Genomic DNA, 18,478 nt, shown 5'->3' on the forward strand with positions numbered 1-18,478 from the left:
GGATATGATTATTTAAATCAATCCAGCGCCTTCACTATCTTCCCGCTAGCCACAAACGTCCCCGCACCAAGATGATGCAGCGTATTCAGCTTATCTCCGTCAAACTGCCAGCGTCCGGCGACAAACGCACGCTCATCTGCTGCGGCAGAAACCACTTCACCAAACAGCGTGTCATATTTTTCAGCCGCTGCGGTCACCGGGAGTAAACGACATTCCATCCACGCCAGACATTTTTCTTCAATGACGGGCAAACCGAGTTCCGGACCGTTCACTACCGGGATCCCGTAGCAGTTGAATTTGTCTTCATCGCGCCCGCTTACGCTACCGACTGCCCAGGTCCAGTTGGCCGCTGCTACGCCGGGGATGACGATGCCGAATTTTCCACTGCGCTCTATCAATTCGCGCGACCAGGCGCTTTTATCCACGACGATGGCCACCCGGGGCGGCGAAAATTCAACGGGCATCGACCATGCTGCCGCCATCACATTGCGACGGTCGATGTGCTCGTCCCGGCTGGTAATGAGCACGGTTGGACCATGGTTCAAAAGACGGCTGGCATGATGTAATTCAACGGGGCGAAAATAGCTCATAGGGTCTCCTCATGTACAACGATGAGTATGACGAAAAAGCACGTAAATCAAAGTGGGCGCGTAGAATTAGTTTATAAACAAAACATCACTATCAAAGGAAACTGATGCATGTCCCCATTTCTGACGGCCTATTTCGCCCGTATCGGCTGGAATCAACCGACTGGTGTTAATATTGACACCCTGCGCGCGCTGCATTTACACCACAACTGTGCGATCCCTTTTGAGAATATTGATGTCGTCCTGCCGCGTGAAATCCATCTTGACGATCAGTGTCTGGTCGACAAACTGCTAACAGCGCGACGTGGGGGATATTGTTTTGAGCAAAACGGCTTATTCGAACGCGTGCTGCGCGAAGTCGGTTTTACGGTACGCAGTGTGCTCGGGCGCGTGGTATTAGCGAGTCCACCACAAATGCCGCCGCGAACACATCGCTTGCTGCTGGTTGAGCTTAACGGTGAGCGCTGGATTGCGGACGTAGGCTTTGGCGGACAGACGCTGACGGCGCCGATTCGGTTGCTCGCTAACGAAGAACAGACAACGCCGCACGGGGCGTATCGTCTGCTGAGCGAGGGCAATGACTGGGTATTGCAGTTCCGGCACCACGAGCACTGGCAGTCGATGTACCATTTTGATCTGACGACGCAATATTTCAGTGATTATGTCATGGGCAACTTCTGGTCAGCACACTGGCCGCAGTCGCATTTCCGTCATCATCTGCTGATGTGCCGCCACTTGCCGGACGGTGGCAAGCTGACGCTGACCAACTTCAACTTTACCCACTGGCAGAATGGCCATGCTGAGGAACAGATCCATCTTCCCGATGCTGCGGCGCTCTATCAACTGATGCAGACGCGGTTTGGGTTGGGCATTGACGATGCGAAGCATGGCTTTTCGCTGGCTGAGTTAACAGCAGTGATGGCCGGTTTTGAAACTCACGGGAAATAACGCACTTTGCTATCGGCCGCGAAACTCACGCCGATAGCGAGAAGGCGAGGTATTAAGCAGCTTGTGAAAGTGGCGGCGCAAGGATGTTGTTGAGGGGAAACCGACACGCTCTGCAATGTCGTCCACTGGCTGGTCAGTTTTTTCGAGATAGCGTTGCGCGACAATAATGCGCTGGTTTAGCAGCCAGCGCGAAAAACTCTCACCGGTGGTTTGCTGAAAACGCCGGGTAAAGCTACGACGACTCATGCAGGCTTTTTCCGCCACACAGTCCAGCGTGAGCGCAAGCTGGAGGTTTTCTGTCGCCCAGGCTAGTGCATCGGTGAAGTTATCTCCACGACGCGTGTTCTGAACCGGCAGCTCTACATATTGACGTTGTCCACCCTGGCGATGGGGCGGCACAACCAGTAATCGCGCCACGCTGTTTGCCACTTCAGCACCCCACGCCTGACGCACCAGATGCAGACAACAGTCAATACTGGCTGCCGTTCCTGCAGACGTGACAACGTCACCGTTATCAATGTAAAGCACGTCTTTATCGAGATGGACAGAGGGATAAAGACGCTGAAAGTCAGATGCCCAGCGCCAGTGCGTCGTCGCAGGGCGGTTTTCAAGCAGCCCGGCAGCGGCAACCACAAATGCGCCCATACACAAGCCCACAATACGCGAACCTGAGGCATGCGCTTTTTGCAGTGCCTGCAGGAGATCGGGGGCTGGGGTATGGTCGGGAGTGTCCCAGCTTGGGACAATTACCATATCCATTCCGGTCAACTCATCAAGTCCGCGCTCGACAACGATAGAAAATCCGGCATTGGTTTTAAGCGCGCCAGGCGTGGTGGCGCATACTACAAGCTGGCATAGAGGCTCGCCCTGAGGCGTTAGCGCTTTCTCAAATACGGCATAGGGCACCGAAAGGTGAAAGGGGATGATGCCATCAAATACCACAATACCAATTTTAAGCGTCATGTAAGCCTCCGTGTGCCAGCCAGTATAGAGGCCCGGCTGGCGGCAGGGATCAAGCCTGGTCTTATTCTGTGACTGGCAACGCCATAACGTCTCTGGTGGTCATAATCTCGGCAAACACATCGGCAACACCCGCTATTGCCGCGCGTTGCAGCGTTTTGTGATCAACCAGCCCACCCTGACCATCATCCAGATCGCGTGTTGCTGTCGCATCTTCAGGAATAATCACACTGTAACCCAGTGGTACGGCATCACGTGCGGTAGATGAAATACACATGTGAGTCATCAGGCCAATCACAATCACTTTTTTAATGCCCTTTTTCTTTAACTGGCTATCCAGATCGGTGCCGACAAAAGAACTCGGTGTCGCTTTAGTGATAATGGCGTCTTGTGCTGAAGGCTGTAGATCTTGATGGAACTGGGCATAAACAGACTCTTCGGCAAACAACGGGCTATCTTTCGGCCCCATATGGCGCACGAAGTATACCGGCATGCCTTTTTGATGGGCGTAGCTAACCAGCTTTTGGCTGTTCTTCAGTACCTTATCGCCATCCGGGATCACCATCTGACCACGAAAATCTTTACCTGCGTAATATTCGTTTTGAATATCCACCACGATTAATGCTGTTTGTGAGGCGGATAAAGACGAGGTCGCCGTTGCGCCTGTCATTGCACGAATGGTTTTGCTATTTCTCCCGGTAGTTTCCTGCGCGGCAGAATAAGTTGAAAAAGTGCTCATCATGCCGATCAGCAATGCCGTACGAAAAAATGGTTTCATCACGCGAACTCCCTCTGTGTTGTGTTCGGGAGCCATTATTCCGCACAGTCGCTAAAGGCATGAGTCACCTGGAGAACCAATAACAGTACTTTTGGGCCAATATGAGAAGACACATTACATCAGCGTGAATTTGCTTATCCATGGACTGTTATTGTCGCCGGACCATAACCGAATGACGGGCTCAATCAGTGGACGACTGACCAGCACGGCATGCTGCAGTCCTGACGAACCTGGGGACGGTGAAACGCAAGCCGGGTGAGGCGAAGCCGCCACCCGGCGACATCATTACTGCGATAGGGAATTAAATAATTCGAGCGTAATTAATTTATCAAGATGGTTGTTAAATGCAGCTTCGTCCATTTCGGGCATGTTTAAGATATACATCCCGTCCAGACCGCACACCAGCCCAATTAAACGCCAGGCAATGTTTTCTGCCCGGTCATCAGGGCTAAATACCCCGGCCTCAGTGCCTGCTCTGATAAGGGCGACCGTTTCCTGGTGCCACATTTCCATGGTCATGATATAGGCACCTTTAATGTCTGCATCGCGGTTGGCCAGGATCTGCGCTTCACGCCACAGGCGAATGTAAGGTTCAAACCTGCCATCATCGCTCCCGAGCATGGCATGAAGCTGCTCCCGCCAACCAGCCTGCTTGCCGACGACATCGGCATCCAGCAGTTCACGGATCAACCGAACAAAAGCCAGCGATTTTAGCTCCCCGCCGGAGGTAAAATGATGGTGAACCTGTCCGGTCGCGACCCCGGCTTCAGCCGCAACGCGGCGTACCGTCATTGCCGCGAGTCCTTCGGTCAGCGCCACGCGCATGGCGGCCTGTAAGATGTCTTCCCGCCGTTCATCCTTGCTCAGATATCGCATTTCTACTCACTCTCAATAGGAATGAAACGAGTGTAACAAAAAGCTGGACATGTGTTCAACTTTACGTAGGATCGTATCCTGGACATGTGTCCATGATTTAAAAGAAAAGGAAATTTATGTTTCGTCAGTGGTTAGCGTTAGTGATTATCGTGCTGGTGTATATCCCGGTCGCGATCGACGCAACGGTGCTGCACGTGGCGGTGCCGACATTGAGTATGACGCTGGGGGCCAGCGGTAACGAATTACTGTGGATCATTGATATTTACTCGCTGGTGATGGCGGGGATGGTGCTGCCGATGGGGGCACTGGGTGATCGCATTGGTTTCAAACGACTGTTAATGATCGGCAGTACGTTGTTTGGCTTGTCATCGCTGGCGGCAGCGTTTGCCCCGTCTGCAGGATGGCTGATTGCGGCGCGCGCCTCGCTGGCGATTGGTGCGGCGATGATTATTCCGGCTACGCTTGCGGGGATCCGTACGCTGTTTACCGACGCACGGGATCGCAATATCGCCCTTGGTGTCTGGGCAGCGGTGGGATCCGGTGGCGCAGCATTTGGTCCGTTGATTGGCGGTATGCTGCTCGAACATTTTTACTGGGGATCGGTGTTTTTAATCAACGTCCCCATTGTGTTGCTCGTGGTATCGCTGGCCGCACGTTTTGTGCCGCGTCAGCAAGGTCGCCCGGAACAACCGCTTAATATTAGCCATGCCATCATGCTGATCGTGGCGATTTTACTGCTGGTCTACAGTGCGAAGACCGCGCTAAAAGGCGTCCTGTCACCGGCGGTAGTCGTGTCTGCGCTGGTTACCGGCTCGGTGCTGCTGTTCATCTTCGTGCGCATTCAGCTCCGCGCACGCGTCCCGATGATCGACATGCGTCTCTTTTGCCACCGTATCATTTTGAGTGGTGTTGTAATGGCGATGACCGCGATGATTGCGCTGGTCGGGTTTGAGTTGTTGATGGCCCAGGAGCTGCAGTTTGTTCACGGCTTTACGCCGTTTGAAGCGGGCATGTTTATGCTGCCACTGATGGTTGCCAGCGGGTTCAGTGGGCCGATCGCCGGCGTGTTGGTTGAGCATCTGGGGCTACGCATCGTCGCGGCTGGCGGAATGGGGTTGAGTGCCGTCAGTTTTATGGGGTTATCGCTGCTCGACTTCAGCACCCAGCAGTGGCAGGCGTGGGGCCTGATGGTGTTGCTGGGCTTCAGTGCCGCCAGCGCGCTGTTGGCTTCAACTTCAGCGATTATGGCTGCTGCGCCAAAAGAGAAAGCCGCTGCCGCGGGGGCGATTGAAACCATGTCGTATGAACTGGGTGCCGGTCTGGGGATCGCCATTTTTGGTCTGCTGTTGACCCGTAGCTTCACGGCGTCAATTGAATTGCCACAGGGGCTGAATGCTTCTCTCGTCGACAAAGCGTCATCATCCATTGGTGAAGCGATGAAGGTGGCGCAGGATCTAACACCAACCATGGCGGAATCACTGATTGAAGCAGCGAAAAGCGCGTTTATCACTTCGCACAGCGTGGCGCTGGGAAGTGCAGGGGGAATGCTGCTGTTGCTGGCCGTTGGCGTCTGGTTTAGCCTGGCTAAGGTCAACCCGCGGTAAATAGAACCGGAAAACCTGGCGTACGGTTGGCGTCAGCAGGGCAGATGCACTATGTTTTTTAAAGGATTATCTGACTCTTGCTGGAAAATATGAGCCTGCTCCACCGCAGTGAATCGCTCCAACCATTCTCCCGGTTAACCCTGCTTGCCGGCGGTGCGCTGGGTGTCGTTTTTGGTGATATTGGCACCAGTCCGCTCTATACTTTCAGGACCGTGCTGTCGCTCTCTGAGCATGATCCTACACCCGCAGTGGTTCTGGGCCTGCTCTCGCTGATTACCTGGACACTCATCCTGGTGACATCCATAAAATATGCCGCTTTTGCCATGAGAATCGATAATCATGGTGAAGGCGGCATCATGGCATTGATGTCGCTTCTGGTGGAGAAAGGGAAAGGTGGGCGCTGGGTCATTTTTTCCGCACTTATCGGCGCTGCGTTGATTTACGGTGATGGTGCGATAACTCCGGCAATCTCCGTACTTTCCGCTCTGGAAGGGCTGGAGATTGTTTTTCCTGAATCGCAGCCGTACATATTGCCGCTAACAGTCATGGTTTTGCTGGCGCTTTTTCTTATCCAGCCTTTTGGTACCGCCCGAATAGGAAAGATATTTGGTCCGGTCATGGCGCTGTGGTTTTTTGCGATTGCAGCCCTGGGCGTATGGGGGATCATTCAGCATCCATCGGTATTGCTGGCACTGAATCCTGCGTATGGCATCGCATTTTTGTTTTCGAACGGGTACACCAGTTTTCTGGTCCTGGGAGGCGTTTTTCTCTGCGTGACCGGTGCTGAAGCGCTGTATGCCGATATGGGGCATTTCGGGAAAAAGCCCATCTGGCTTGCCTGGTACGGTGTCGTATTTCCCGCATTGCTGCTCAATTATGCGGGGCAATCCGCGCTGATCCTGGCTGGTGCCGACAGTAAACAAAACCTTTTCTTTATGCTGTGTCCGCCTGTGATCCAGTTTCCGCTCATTATTCTTGCCGCACTGGCGACGATAATCGCCAGTCAGGCGATAATTACGGGCGCTTTTTCCATGACGCGTCAGGCCATTCAACTCGGCTGGTTACCCCGTTTACGGATCAAACAGACGGCGGCAGAAAGCTACGGTCAAATCTATATAGGCACAATCAATTGGCTGCTTATGGTGGTAACGATTGGGCTGGTGGTGTTCTTCAAATCTTCCGACAAGCTTGCTGCCGCATACGGTATTGCCGTTTCATTAACCATGCTGATGACGACGGGCCTGCTGTTTGTGGCGATGCGGGAAGTGTGGCGCTGGGGGCAGGTCAGTAGCGCAGCTATCGCCCTCTGTTTCCTGGCGATTGATGCCACCTTTTTATTTGCCAACCTGATTAAAGTCCTTGAAGGTGGTTATATTCCGCTGCTGATGGCCGCAGCTATTTGTACGGTTATGCTGATCTGGCACCGCGGCGTTAAGGCGGTATCCGCATCGGTGGGTGAGAAGGGCATCAGTGTGGACGCGTTCTTTACCCAGCTTCAGCAAAAGACGGTACCCAGAGTGGCCGGTTCCGCCGTTTTTTTGACCCGTACACAGAACAATATCCCGCCGGTTATGCGCTGGCATGTTGCGCGCAACAAGGCGCTACAGCGAGATGTGTTATCTCTGACCATTGATATCCTGAATGTGCCCTATGTGGGGGAAGAACAACGTATCAGGGTGGAGCAACGCGCGCCAGGTTACTGGCACGGTGTGGCGCAATACGGATTTATGGAACACCCGGATATCCCACATTTGTTGCAGAGTGTCAGTGAAATCAACGTGCTGTTCGCGAATGAAGATGCCACCTGGTATGTTGGACATGAAACTATCGTGGCAGGTGATGGCACGGCGGGTATGGCTGCATGGCAACGGCATATTTTTGCTTTCATGAAGCGCAACTGCACGCATGTGATCAATCACTATCACCTTCCCAGCGACAGGGTTGTCGAAATCAGCCGACGCGTTGCCGTCTAGTTTCTGCTCACGGTTCTGTCTTTCCTTCGCATCAGAAATTTCGATAGTGCGCTATTACAACTATGCTGATTACTGCGTAAGAATTTCATTATCCCTGACCCGGTAGATAAAACTATGAAAAAAGTGGTTCTTCTTAGTACAGGACTGGTGTTTTCCTCTGTGTCTCAGGCCAGTGCGCTCTATTTCTACGAAATCGGTACCGAAGATACGGCGCTTGCGGGAGCCGGGCAGGCTGCCCGCGCGCAGGATGCCTCAACAATTGTCACCAACCCTGCAGGGATGACCCGGCTTCCGGAACATATGTTCACCGGCGGGTTGCAGGCTCTGGGCGGTAATATTGATTACCAGCTCGATAACGACCGTTTGCAGAGCCCGGGCAACGTCATGAAGCTTACACCGAATGCCAGCGCGTTCTATAGCCAGAAAGTCAACGAGAGTCTGTATGCCGGTATTGGTCTGTACGGTAACTATGGTCTGGGTATTGATTACGGTAACTGGGCGGGTGAGCGCCTGATCAAAAAGAGCACGATGGTGGCAATGACCCTGAGTCCATCACTTGCCTGGAAGCTTAGCGACCGGGTGTCGGTGGGCGGTTCGGTGAATCTTAATTATGGTTTTTTATCACTCACCCGCACCGTTGATGGTGATGACCACGACGACAAGGACCACGACTGGGCGATGAGTTACCGTCTTGGGTTGTTAATGCAACTCACAGAACAGACCCGGGCCGGGATCACCTGGAACAGTAAAGCCGAGTACGACTTCAACGTGAACGGTAAAGCACGTTTCCCGAATCTACCTAATGTCGAGTACAACCTGCCCATTTCTGCACAGGTTCGCGCGCCGCAACAGCTGATGTTAAGCCTGGTGCATGACATTAATACTCAGTGGTCAGTAATGGGCGATCTGGGCTGGCAAGACTGGAGCCAGTTTGGCGCACCACAAGTTACGGTAAGCGGCAATACGCTTGATAAAACCAACCGCATGAAGGATACCTGGCATACCGCGCTGGGCGTGCAATATCGACCCACTCCGCAATGGCGCCTGAACGCCGGGGTCGCGTTTGATAGTTCGCCTTATCGCAACCAGAGCGATGTCGCAATGACGTTGCCAACTGGAGATGAATGGCGCTTCGGGACCGGGGCACAATATCAGTTAACGCCAGCCAGCAATATCGGATTTGCCGTCGAATACCTGCATATGCAGTCTTCGAAGGTGCAATCCCCTGGGCTGCTGAGTGGTGACTATAATCACCCATATCTGTGGTTTACCAGCGTTAACTACAGCTACCAGTTTTAATAACAGAAAGGAAGGTATGCGAAAAACGCGGCCTACGTGGTGAGCAGGCAGTGCTTATCCATGGCTTCAATTTCTGAACCGCTATAGCGCGCGTATTGTCCGGTCAGACCAAAGAATGCGGGCTGGGTTTCGGTATAGATTTCAGCGGCGAGCACCAGTCGACGTCGTTCATCTTCGCTCATCTCAAGTAATGTCCATGGAATAAAATAGCGTGCTGTTGAGGTCAGCTTGAACCACAGTGGACAACCACATCCCGGACAGAACCAGCGTTCTCCGCGCGCAGAAGACGAGAAGTGAGAAGGGGCAATCGAGTCTTGCTCCACAAGCGGTTTACCCGCGGCTTCCAGATACATGGCAATACCACCTGACCACTTCTGACATTGTGTGCAGTGGCAGGCATAGACGTCGAAATTGTTGAGGGAAACGCTGAATTGGCTCATCCCGCATAAACAGCGTCCTTTGAATATGTGCATGGCGTGCTCCTTTATTACGCCAGTCAAACTGTATAAAAAAAGCCAGCCACGAAGGCTGGCCTTTTTATACTGACAAATCTTAGAACTGGTAAGTCAGACCCAGTGCAACGATGTTGTCGGTAGCAATACCTGCAGCTTTGGTGAACTTGTTGTCGTCCAGCAGGTTGATTTTGTAATCAACGTAGGTAGACATGTTCTTGTTGAAGTAGTAAGTCGCGCCAACATCAACGTATTCAACCAGGTCCTGGTCGCCATAAGTACCGATTTCTTTACCTTTGGATTTCAGGTAAGCAACGGATGGACGCAGGCCGAAGTCGAACTGGTACTGAGCAACAACTTCAAAGTTCTGAGCTTTGTTCGCGATATAACCATCACCGAAGTTGGTCATGTTGCGAGTTTCAGAGTAGGTGCTTGCCAGGTAGATGTTGTTTGCATCGTATTTCAGGCCAGCAGCCCAAACTTCTGCGTTGTCACCGCCAGCGTTCATGGTGTCAACTACGCGGCCATCACGGACCTGACGGTCAGTACGGTCAGATTTCGCGTAAGTTGCACCAACACCGAAACCATTCATTTCATAGGTAGAAGACAGGCCCCAACCGTCACCGTTCGCTTCGGTGATGTCATCGCGGTCGTTTTTACCCTGGTACTGAGCAGCAAAGTTCAGGCCGTCAACCAGACCGAAGAAGTCGGTGTTACGGTAGGTTGCAACGCCAGTGGCACGCTGAGTCATGAAGGCATCAGACTGCGTCCAGGTATCACCACCGAACTCTGGCAGAACGTCAGTCCATGCGCCGATGTCGTAAGCAACACCGTAGTTACGACCGTAGTCGAAAGAACCGAATTCGTTGAATTTCAGACCAGCGAAGGCCAGACGCGTCTTGTTGCCTTTGTCGCCGTTGCTTTCATCGTTGTTGCCTTTGAATTCATATTCCCACTGACCGTAACCGGACATCTGGTCGTTGATCTGAGTTTCACCTTTGAAGCCCAGACGCACGTATGTTTTATCGCCGTCGTTGCTGGTGTCATCAGAGAAATAGTGCAGACCTGTTACTTTACCGTACAGATCCAGCTTGTTACCGTCTTTGTTATAAACTTCAGCCGCGTTAACAACGCCTGCTGCCAACATGGAAGTCACTGCCACTGCCACTAATTTAAGTTTCATCTTAAATATTCCTTATAATTTTCTTAAGTATTTCCTGAGCCACTTCGAACGATTTCTAAACGAGGCTGTTCGTCAATGGCATGCTATTTTTAAAAATGTTGTAGTTGCCTTTCAATAATAAGTTTCAAATTATTGCTAATAATTTCCTTTAGTGTGATCGAGATCGGATAAATGGTCGCTAAACAGAATGAAATGGCGGGTATTTGATCATTTTTTGTATATTTTCTCATCAGATCTATTATGCGCAATATAGTTATTAACCGGTTTAGTTGACATTGGTTATTATCAGTTTTTATGGTTTGTTAATCGGGTTTTATCTTAACTGGATACCATAAATCATCGCGTTACGGAGTGAACTATACGTAATTACCGTGGTATTGGTTGAAATACACAGAAACATACTATTGCGCTTTGTGCTATTAACATCGTTAATATTCGCAAGGAAGTAATTACTGCACGGTGTCAATTTATGTCAATGAGGAGGGAGGGGAGGATTAAAAACAGCGATAATATAAACAGAATTTAAACGCGTACTCTAATGTGCGGATGAATATTTTGACGTGCGATCACATATTAAATTTATGTTAAGTTTCTGCCGGGTTGTGCACCTCCCGGCAGAACAATGAGGCTTTATTTTCGTGTCGCGTACCAGCAAAGCAGCGACCCGGCGCAAACCATCAGTGCACCTTGCCAGAACGAGAAAGAGAGTGGGGAGCTCAGCACTGCGGCAGCCAGAGCGGCAGAGAGTACGGGGGTAAAATAGGATACGGCGGCAAGTACAGTGACGTTGCCATGGAGGATCCCGATATTCCATGAGGCATAGCCGAAACCCAGAGCAACGCCGCACATTAATAGCTTCACGACAACCGGCACGCTGAATACCATTTCAGGCTGCTCGCTCAGGGCATATTTCACCCAAAGACTCAACGCAGTCAGCAAAACAAAAAGGGTAATGCCGTTTTGCCCTTTGGCAAATTTGCTGGTTACGGTGCAGTATGCCGCCCAGATAAAGGCCCCGGCAAACGCCAGCGCATAACTCAGTGGGCTGGACACGATATTGCGGGTGATCTCCTCAAGATGTAATCCCTGTTCACCGCCTAATACCCAGCAGACGCCCAGCAATGAGATGGCTAACCCGGGGATCACCCACAGAGTTGATTTTTGCCCGTTGAACAAAATGGCAAATACAATCGTCAGGCTCGGCCACAGATAATTGACCATACCGACCTCAATGGCCTGCGATCGCGTTGCGGCATATCCCAACGACAGCGCCAGGCAAATTTCATAACTGACAAACAGTACGCTACCTGCAATAAGATAGCGTGGCGAGAATTTACGAATATCAGGGAATCCCACCGTCACCAGACACAATAATCCACTGACGGTGTAGATCATTGCCGCACCGCCTACCGGCCCCAGCCCCTCGCTCACGCTGCGAATGAGCCCAACCATCGTGCTCCATAACAGTATTGCCGCCAGTCCAATGAGCGTTGCTCTCTTTCTGTCCATTACCTTGCCGTCGCCATAAAAATCAAAGGAAAAATTTATAGCATTAATCCTGCCGCTACCGCGAATGATTATCTTAAGTCTTTAATCAAAAAGAGGTATTTGAAAGTATCGGGAGTGACTATTTAGGGGGGGAAGACAAGCGACCTTGATTTGACGCAAAAAAATCAACTGCTTTACTGCTAGTTTGCGGCGCGAAGTCTTATACGAAAACGAGGACAACAATGGACGTCAGCCGCAGACAATTTTTTAAAATCTGCGCGGGCGGTATGGCCGGAACCACAGCCGCAATGCTGGGATTTGCCCCCAAAATGGCGCTGGCTCAGGCACGCAACTATAAACTGCTGCGTGCGAAAGAGATCCGTAACACCTGCACATACTGCTCCGTAGGTTGTGGGCTTTTGATGTATAGCCTGGGCGATGGCGCGAAGAACGCCAGAGAAGCGATTTATCATATTGAAGGGGATCCGGATCATCCGGTGAGCCGTGGGGCACTTTGCCCCAAAGGGGCGGGCCTGCTGGACTATGTTCACAGCGAAAATCGCCTGCGTTACCCGGAATATCGTGCGCCAGGTTCCGACAAATGGCAACGTATCTCCTGGGATGAGGCCTTCTCCCGTATTGCCAAATTAATGAAAGCCGACCGCGATGCCAACTTTATTGAAAAGAATGCGCAGGGCGTAACGGTTAACCGCTGGCTTTCCACCGGGATGCTGTGTGCCTCCGCAGCCAGCAATGAAACCGGCATGCTAACGCAAAAATTTGTGCGATCCCTCGGCATGCTGGCGGTAGACAACCAGGCGCGCGTCTGACACGGACCAACGGTAGCAAGTCTTGCTCCAACATTTGGTCGCGGTGCGATGACCAACCACTGGGTTGATATTAAAAACGCTAATGTCGTGGTGGTGATGGGCGGTAACGCCGCTGAAGCACACCCTGTCGGTTTCCGCTGGGCGATGGAAGCGAAAAACAACAATGATGCAACGCTTATCGTCGTCGATCCGCGCTTTACGCGTACGGTTTCGGTGGCTGATATCTATGCACCCATCCGCTCCGGTACGGACATTACGTTCCTGTCCGGCGTGCTGTTGTACCTGATCGAAAACAACAAGGTTAACGCGGAATACGTTAAACACTACACCAACGCGAATCTGCTGGTGAGGGATGATTTTGCCTTTGATGACGGGCTGTTCAGCGGCTATGACGCCGAAAAACGTCAGTACGACAAGTCCTCCTGGAACTACCAGTTCGATGAAAACGGCCACGCGATGCGTGACGAAACGCTGACGCACCCGCGCTGTGTGTGGAACCTGCTCAAGCAGCATGTTTCCCGCTATACGCCGGACGTGGTGGAAAATATCTGCGGTACGCCAAAAGCGGACTTCCTGAAGGTGTGTGAAGTGCTGGCCTCAACCAGTGCCGCTGACAGAACCACCACGTTCCTGTATGCACTGGGCTGGACGCAGCACACCGTTGGTGCGCAAAACATCCGTACCATGGCGATGATCCAGCTGCTGCTCGGCAATATGGGGATGGCAGGGGGCGGCGTGAACGCCCTGCGCGGTCACTCCAATATCCAGGGCTTAACAGATCTTGGTTTGCTGTCGACCAGTCTGCCGGGCTACCTGACTCTGCCGTCCGAAAAACAGGCCGATCTGCAAACGTATCTGGCGGCCAACACGCCAAAAGCGACGTTACCGGATCAGGTGAACTACTGGAGCAACTATCCGAAGTTCTACGTCAGCCTGATGAAATCTTTCTACGGTGATGAGGCGCAGAAAGAGAACGAATGGGGCTTCGAGTGGCTGCCGAAGTGGGATCAGGCTTACGACGTCATCAAGTATTTCAACATGATGGATAAGGGCAACGTCACGGGCTACATCTGCCAGGGCTTCAACCCGGTGGCCTCGTTTCCGGACAAAAACAAGGTTGTGCGCAGTCTGAGCAAGCTCAAGTACATGGTGGTTATCGACCCGCTGGTCACTGAGACCTCTAACTTCTGGCAGAACCACGGCGAGATGAACGATGTCGATACCGCATCCATTCAGACCGAAGTGTTCCGCCTGCCGTCCACCTGCTTTGCGGAAGAAGACGGATCTATTGCTAACTCGGGCCGCTGGCTACAGTGGCACTGGAAAGGCCAGGACGCACCGGGCGAAGCGCGTAACGACGGCGAGATCCTGGCCGGGATTTATCACCAGTTGCGTGAGAGGTATCGCACCGAAGGTGGCATAGGCGCTGAGCCGCTGCTGAAGATGAGCTGGGACTACAAACAGCCGGACCATCCTGAGTCTGAAGAGGTCGCGAAAGAGAACAACGGCGTGGCGCTGGCGGATCTCTATGATGCCAACGGCACGCTGGTAGCGAAGAAAGGTCAACTGCTGAACAGCTTTGCACTGTTGCGCGATGACGGTACAACGGCCTCTTCCTGCTGGATCTACGCCGGTAGCTGGACGGAGCAGGGTAACCAGATGGCTAACCGCGATAACGCTGACCCGTCCGGGCTGGGCAATACGCTGGGCTGGGCATGGGCGTGGCCGCTGAACCGTCGTGTGCTCTACAACCGTGCCTCGGCGGATATCAACGGTAAACCGTGGGATCCGAAACGGATGTTGATCCAGTGGAATGGCACGAAGTGGGCGGGGAATGATATCCCCGATTTCAACACCGCAGCCCCAGGCAGTAAAACCGGGCCGTTTATCATGCAGCCGGAAGGTCTGGGACGTCTGTTCGCTCTCGACAAGCTGGCAGAAGGGCCGTTCCCGGAACACTATGAGCCGATGGAAACGCCGCTGGGTACGAATCCGCTGCACCCGAAGGTTATCTCCAGCCCGGTGGTGCGTATCTACGAGGACGATGTGCTGCGTTTAGGTAAGAAGGATACATTCCCGTATGTGGGGACCACCTATCGCCTGACCGAGCACTTCCATACCTGGACCAAGCATGCGCGGCTTAATGCCATCGCCCAGCCGGAACAGTTCGTGGAGATCAGTGAAACCCTGGCGAAAGCGAAGGGCATAGCCAACGGCGACCGCGTGAAGGTGAGCAGCAAACGTGGTTTTATCCGCGCAGTGGCGGTAGTCACTCGCCGTTTGCAGTCGCTGAACGTGAATGGTCAGCAGGTGGAAACCGTCGGCATCCCACTGCACTGGGGCTTTGAAGGGGTGGCACAGAAAGGCTACATCGCCAACACCCTGACGCCAAACGTCGGCGATTCCAACTCGCAAACGCCGGAGTACAAAGCGTTTCTGGTCAACATCGAGAAAGCGTAAGGAGCGATTAAATGGCGATGGAAACACAAGACATTATCAAACGCTCCGCGACGAACCCGATTACCCCCGCGCCACGTGCGCGGGACTACAAGGCAGAAGTCGCTAAGCTTATCGATGTCTCTTCCTGTGTGGGCTGTAAAGCCTGCCAGGTGGCCTGTTCGGAGTGGAACGATATTCGCGACGACGTGGGGCACTGCGTTGGGGTTTACGATAACCCGACGGATTTGAGCGCCAAATCCTGGACGGTGATGCGCTTTAGTGAAACCGACCAGAACGGCAAGCTGGAATGGTTGATCCGCAAAGACGGCTGTATGCACTGTGAAGAGCCTGGCTGTCTCAAAGCGTGTCCGTCTGCCGGGGCGATCATTCAGTACGCTAACGGCATTGTCGACTTCCAGCAGGACAATTGTATTGGCTGCGGCTATTGCATTGCGGGCTGTCCGTTTAATATCCCGCGCCTCAATAAAGAAGATAACCGGGTATACAAATGCACCTTATGTGTGGACCGCGTCAGCGTCGGGCAGGAGCCAGCCTGCGTGAAGACCTGTCCGACCGGCGCTATCCACTTTGGCACCAAAAAAGAGATGCTGGACGTGGCGCAGGCGCGGGTAGACAAGCTGAAAGCACGTGGTTACGACAAGGCCGGTATTTACAACCCGCAGGGTGTGGGCGGTACGCACGTAATGTACGTACTGCACCACAATGACCAGCCAGAGTTGTACCACAATCTGCCGAAGGATCCGGCAATCGACACCTCGATCAACCTGTGGAAAGGGGCGCTTAAACCGCTCTCCGCGGCGGGCTTTATCGCCACCTTTGCCGGGCTGATTTATCACTATATTGGTATTGGGCCGAACAAAGAGGTGGATGACGACGAGGAGAAGCATCATGAGTAAGACATGGATTGTGCGTACAAAATTTGTCGATCGAGCCTGTCACTGGACGGTGGTCATCTGCTTCTTTCTGGTCGCGGTGTCGGGGATTTCCTTCTTCTTCCCAACGCTGCAGTGGTTGACCGAAACCTTCGGTACGCCTCAGATGGGGCGTATTCTGCACCCGTTCTTCGGCGTGCTGATTTTTGTGGTGCTGATGTTTATGTTCGTGCGCTTTGTCCATCACAACATCCCCGACAGGCAGGATATACCGTGGGTGAAAGGGATTGTTGAAGTCCTGAAAGGTAACGAGCACAAGATCGCGAAAGTAGGCAAATATAATGCCGGGCAGAAGATGATGTTCTGGACCATTATGAGCATGATTTTTGTGCTGCTGGCTACTGGCGTGATTATCTGGCGACCGTATTTTGCACACTTCTTTCCGATTCAGGTGGTGCGTTATGCGCTGCTGATCCACGCGACGTCAGCAATCATTCTGATCCACGCCATCCTGATCCATATGTATATGGCATTCTGGGTTAAAGGGTCGATTAAAGGCATGATTGAAGGGAAGGTGAGCCGCCGTTGGGCGCAGAAACATCACCCACGCTGGTATCGTGAGGTGGAACGACAGGAAGCGAAACAAGAAAGTACGGAAGGATTGTAAGGCCTGCGCCGTCGGCTTTGCCCGGCGGCGCTGCGCAGGGGTTATGTATTAGTAATGAGTGCATCAATCCCTGCAATCACATTGCTTCTTGCAGTGCGCAGATTACATACAAAATTTTTATTACTAAGTTTCTTCTTCTCCACATAGGTTATTGCTGATGTATTCAGGAAAAATGTTTGGAAATCAATATTCACCAGGGGCGTTGCGGCATTAAAATAACCTCTCAGATGGTCATGATAGCTCAGCGGTAAAATAAGCCGCGTTGATAAATCATCGTAAAAGTCATGCTGAATAATCATAAAATAGGGATGGTATTCACGTGTCCTTTCTGAAGGATTTCGATAAACGTCAAACTGGAAGCACATCAAACCCCTCCAAAATAAGGGTCATCTGATAGTAGCCCTGCTTTTGTTGTTAATTCATTCATGGCTTTTATGAATTCCTTATCCTGCTGATGCTGCCGTGCTCGCTCTTCTTTCGATAACGATGGGTGAGGTATTGTCTCGGTAAGTTGCTCTTTTCTATGACGGTTTATCACTCGGTTTGATTTCATGTCTATCCTCCTTTGTTGGTGCGGTCATTATCAACCGCAGCCAACAAAAGACAATACTGGTTCGTTCTGAGATTTAAATTATGCGAGCCGTCTTCCAGTAATGTTAAAACCGCTCTTCCACATACCGGAACGGGTATTTAGTGGGTTTCACTTTTCCGATTTTACGTTTCGGTAAATCCACCTTGTCGACGTGAATTTCTTTATACGAGATTTGCGTAAGTAGATGCGAAATAATATTCAGCCGCACGCGTTTTTTATCTTCTGAGCGTGCCACAAACCATGGCGCCCAGGCGGTATCGGTGGCTTCAAACATTGCGTCGCGCGCAAGGGTATACTCGTCCCACAGGTTAAAGGATTTAATATCCATCGGTGAGAGTTTCCAGATTTTACGACCATCGTTAATACGGTCACGCAGACGGCGCTCCTGCTCTTTCGGCGTCACCTCAAGCCAGTACTTCAGCAGGATGATCCCCGCATCCACCATCGCTTTTTCCATCACCGGCGCGCCATCAAGGAACTTCTCAACTTGCTCGGGGGTGCAGAATCCCATTACCCGCTCGACACCTGCACGGTTGTACCAGCTTCGGTCAAATATGACGATCTCCCCGGCGGCAGGCAAATGGGGAACATAACGTTGAAAATAGAGTTGGGTTTTCTCTTTCTCGGTTGGCGCAGGAAGGGCAACAACGCGAAATACACGTGGGCTGACACGCTCGGTGATTGCTTTAATGGTACCGCCTTTGCCGGCGCCGTCGCGTCCTTCAAAAACAATACACACTTTTAGTCCTTTGGCGACAACCCATTGCTGGAGCTTAACCAGTTCAACGTGGAGGCGACGAAGCTCTTGCTCATACTCTTTGGTTTTTAGCGGTGCATTTTTTACGACATCAACAGTGGCACTGGTTTTCTTTTTGCTTCCCATGATTGTCATCCTCAGGTTGTCCGGCG

The 18,478-nt window shown here is 52.2% G+C and carries 17 protein-coding genes; 7 read left to right on the top strand and 10 right to left on the bottom strand.

The genetic code is table 11. The features are described 5' to 3' along the window. Positions 1-17: 17 nt before the first annotated feature. Positions 18-590, bottom strand: coding sequence for a flavin reductase family protein (locus tag HED65_RS01625; RefSeq protein WP_114977142.1), 573 nt, complete (start codon positions 588-590; stop codon positions 18-20). 108 nt (positions 591-698) lie between these two features. On the opposite strand from HED65_RS01625, the gene nhoA reads away from it, so the two are divergent. After that, positions 699-1,535: an N-hydroxyarylamine O-acetyltransferase gene (gene nhoA, locus HED65_RS01630; protein ID WP_114977143.1), complete on the top strand. Its 837-nt coding sequence runs from the start codon at positions 699-701 to the stop codon at positions 1,533-1,535. Positions 1,536-1,544: 9 nt separating this feature from the next. Here nhoA and HED65_RS01635 read toward each other — a convergent pair whose 3' ends face one another. From HED65_RS01635 to HED65_RS01645, 3 genes are all read right to left on the bottom strand, one after another. After that, entirely contained in the window at positions 1,545-2,498 is a 954-nt protein-coding gene (locus tag HED65_RS01635; protein ID WP_114977144.1) for a GlxA family transcriptional regulator, read from the bottom strand. Positions 2,499-2,559: 61 nt separating this feature from the next. Continuing rightward, positions 2,560-3,273, bottom strand: coding sequence for an isochorismatase family protein (locus HED65_RS01640; protein WP_114977145.1), 714 nt, complete (start codon positions 3,271-3,273; stop codon positions 2,560-2,562). A 285-nt stretch (positions 3,274-3,558) separates the two neighbouring features. Continuing rightward, a complete protein-coding gene (locus HED65_RS01645) occupies positions 3,559-4,149 on the bottom strand; it encodes a TetR family transcriptional regulator (protein WP_114977146.1) in 591 nt (196 codons plus the stop codon). 116 nt (positions 4,150-4,265) lie between these two features. Here HED65_RS01645 and HED65_RS01650 point away from each other — a divergent pair, with 116 nt between their 5' ends. The 3 genes from HED65_RS01650 (at position 4,266) to HED65_RS01660 (ending at position 9,025) form a co-directional block, all read left to right on the top strand. Further along, a complete protein-coding gene (locus HED65_RS01650) occupies positions 4,266-5,753 on the top strand; it encodes an MFS transporter (protein ID WP_114977147.1) in 1,488 nt (495 codons plus the stop codon). A gap of 89 nt (positions 5,754-5,842) precedes the next feature. Next, positions 5,843-7,726 (top strand): potassium transporter Kup, encoded by a 1,884-nt coding sequence (locus HED65_RS01655; protein ID WP_114977457.1) that lies wholly within the window; start codon positions 5,843-5,845, stop codon positions 7,724-7,726. A gap of 114 nt (positions 7,727-7,840) precedes the next feature. After that, on the top strand, positions 7,841-9,025 hold the full coding sequence (locus HED65_RS01660; protein ID WP_114977148.1) for an OmpP1/FadL family transporter: 1,185 nt from the start codon (positions 7,841-7,843) through the stop codon (positions 9,023-9,025). A 32-nt stretch (positions 9,026-9,057) separates the two neighbouring features. On the opposite strand, the gene HED65_RS01665 is transcribed toward HED65_RS01660, so the two are convergent. From HED65_RS01665 to yddG, 3 genes are all read right to left on the bottom strand, one after another. After that, positions 9,058-9,498, bottom strand: coding sequence for a GFA family protein (locus HED65_RS01665; RefSeq protein WP_114977149.1), 441 nt, complete (start codon positions 9,496-9,498; stop codon positions 9,058-9,060). A 79-nt stretch (positions 9,499-9,577) separates the two neighbouring features. Beyond that, on the bottom strand, positions 9,578-10,660 hold the full coding sequence (ompC, locus tag HED65_RS01670; RefSeq protein ID WP_114977150.1) for a porin OmpC: 1,083 nt from the start codon (positions 10,658-10,660) through the stop codon (positions 9,578-9,580). A gap of 630 nt (positions 10,661-11,290) precedes the next feature. Then, a complete protein-coding gene (gene yddG / locus HED65_RS01675) occupies positions 11,291-12,169 on the bottom strand; it encodes an aromatic amino acid DMT transporter YddG (protein ID WP_114977151.1) in 879 nt (292 codons plus the stop codon). 221 nt (positions 12,170-12,390) lie between these two features. On the opposite strand from yddG, the gene fdnG reads away from it, so the two are divergent. The 3 genes from fdnG to fdnI are packed head-to-tail and all read left to right on the top strand — an operon-like array spanning position 12,391 to position 16,977. Next, positions 12,391-15,438, top strand: a complete 3,048-nt coding sequence (gene fdnG, locus HED65_RS01680) for a formate dehydrogenase-N subunit alpha (RefSeq protein WP_147279778.1) — start codon at positions 12,391-12,393, stop codon at positions 15,436-15,438. An 11-nt stretch (positions 15,439-15,449) separates the two neighbouring features. Further along, positions 15,450-16,334 (top strand): formate dehydrogenase subunit beta, encoded by an 885-nt coding sequence (fdxH, locus tag HED65_RS01685; protein ID WP_114977153.1) that lies wholly within the window; start codon positions 15,450-15,452, stop codon positions 16,332-16,334. Next, positions 16,327-16,977 carry a formate dehydrogenase-N subunit gamma gene (fdnI, locus tag HED65_RS01690; RefSeq protein ID WP_114977154.1) on the top strand — a complete coding sequence of 217 codons (651 nt, stop codon included), beginning with the start codon at positions 16,327-16,329 and terminating at the stop codon, positions 16,975-16,977. The genes fdxH and fdnI overlap by 8 nt, the downstream gene beginning before the upstream one ends. A 41-nt stretch (positions 16,978-17,018) precedes the next feature. Here fdnI and HED65_RS01695 read toward each other — a convergent pair whose 3' ends face one another. The 3 genes from HED65_RS01695 to ppk2 form a co-directional block, all read right to left on the bottom strand. Next, positions 17,019-17,342 (bottom strand): CcdB family protein, encoded by a 324-nt coding sequence (locus HED65_RS01695; RefSeq protein WP_114977155.1) that lies wholly within the window; start codon positions 17,340-17,342, stop codon positions 17,019-17,021. After that, positions 17,342-17,530, bottom strand: a complete 189-nt coding sequence (locus HED65_RS01700) for a type II toxin-antitoxin system CcdA family antitoxin (protein ID WP_114977156.1) — start codon at positions 17,528-17,530, stop codon at positions 17,342-17,344. Before HED65_RS01700 ends, HED65_RS01695 begins: the two co-directional genes overlap by 1 nt. 103 nt (positions 17,531-17,633) lie before the next feature. Continuing rightward, positions 17,634-18,452 carry a polyphosphate kinase 2 gene (gene ppk2, locus HED65_RS01705; protein ID WP_114977157.1) on the bottom strand — a complete coding sequence of 273 codons (819 nt, stop codon included), beginning with the start codon at positions 18,450-18,452 and terminating at the stop codon, positions 17,634-17,636. Between the last annotated feature and the right edge of the window lie 26 nt (positions 18,453-18,478).

This window comes from Pantoea sp. LS15, assembly GCF_012241585.1.
Classification (GTDB): Bacteria; Pseudomonadota; Gammaproteobacteria; order Enterobacterales; family Enterobacteriaceae; genus Enterobacter.

Bases quoted from the DNA above. Each gene is read 5' to 3' on its own strand.
- fdnI (WP_114977154.1), top strand. From the start codon at position 16,327: ATGAGTAAGACATGGATTGTGCGTACAAAATTTGTCGATCGAGCCTGT.
- HED65_RS01700 (WP_114977156.1), bottom strand. From the start codon at position 17,530: ATGAAATCAAACCGAGTGATAAACCGTCATAGAAAAGAGCAACTTACC.
- HED65_RS01635 (WP_114977144.1), bottom strand. From the start codon at position 2,498: ATGACGCTTAAAATTGGTATTGTGGTATTTGATGGCATCATCCCCTTT.
- HED65_RS01640 (WP_114977145.1), bottom strand. From the start codon at position 3,273: ATGAAACCATTTTTTCGTACGGCATTGCTGATCGGCATGATGAGCACT.
- HED65_RS01660 (WP_114977148.1), top strand. From the start codon at position 7,841: ATGAAAAAAGTGGTTCTTCTTAGTACAGGACTGGTGTTTTCCTCTGTG.
- HED65_RS01650 (WP_114977147.1), top strand. From the start codon at position 4,266: ATGTTTCGTCAGTGGTTAGCGTTAGTGATTATCGTGCTGGTGTATATC.
- HED65_RS01645 (WP_114977146.1), bottom strand. From the start codon at position 4,149: ATGCGATATCTGAGCAAGGATGAACGGCGGGAAGACATCTTACAGGCC.
- ompC (WP_114977150.1), bottom strand. From the start codon at position 10,660: ATGAAACTTAAATTAGTGGCAGTGGCAGTGACTTCCATGTTGGCAGCA.
- ppk2 (WP_114977157.1), bottom strand. From the start codon at position 18,452: ATGGGAAGCAAAAAGAAAACCAGTGCCACTGTTGATGTCGTAAAAAAT.
- nhoA (WP_114977143.1), top strand. From the start codon at position 699: ATGTCCCCATTTCTGACGGCCTATTTCGCCCGTATCGGCTGGAATCAA.
- HED65_RS01695 (WP_114977155.1), bottom strand. From the start codon at position 17,342: ATGTGCTTCCAGTTTGACGTTTATCGAAATCCTTCAGAAAGGACACGT.
- fdxH (WP_114977153.1), top strand. From the start codon at position 15,450: ATGGCGATGGAAACACAAGACATTATCAAACGCTCCGCGACGAACCCG.
- yddG (WP_114977151.1), bottom strand. From the start codon at position 12,169: ATGGACAGAAAGAGAGCAACGCTCATTGGACTGGCGGCAATACTGTTA.
- HED65_RS01665 (WP_114977149.1), bottom strand. From the start codon at position 9,498: ATGCACATATTCAAAGGACGCTGTTTATGCGGGATGAGCCAATTCAGC.
- HED65_RS01625 (WP_114977142.1), bottom strand. From the start codon at position 590: ATGAGCTATTTTCGCCCCGTTGAATTACATCATGCCAGCCGTCTTTTG.
- HED65_RS01655 (WP_114977457.1), top strand. From the start codon at position 5,843: ATGAGCCTGCTCCACCGCAGTGAATCGCTCCAACCATTCTCCCGGTTA.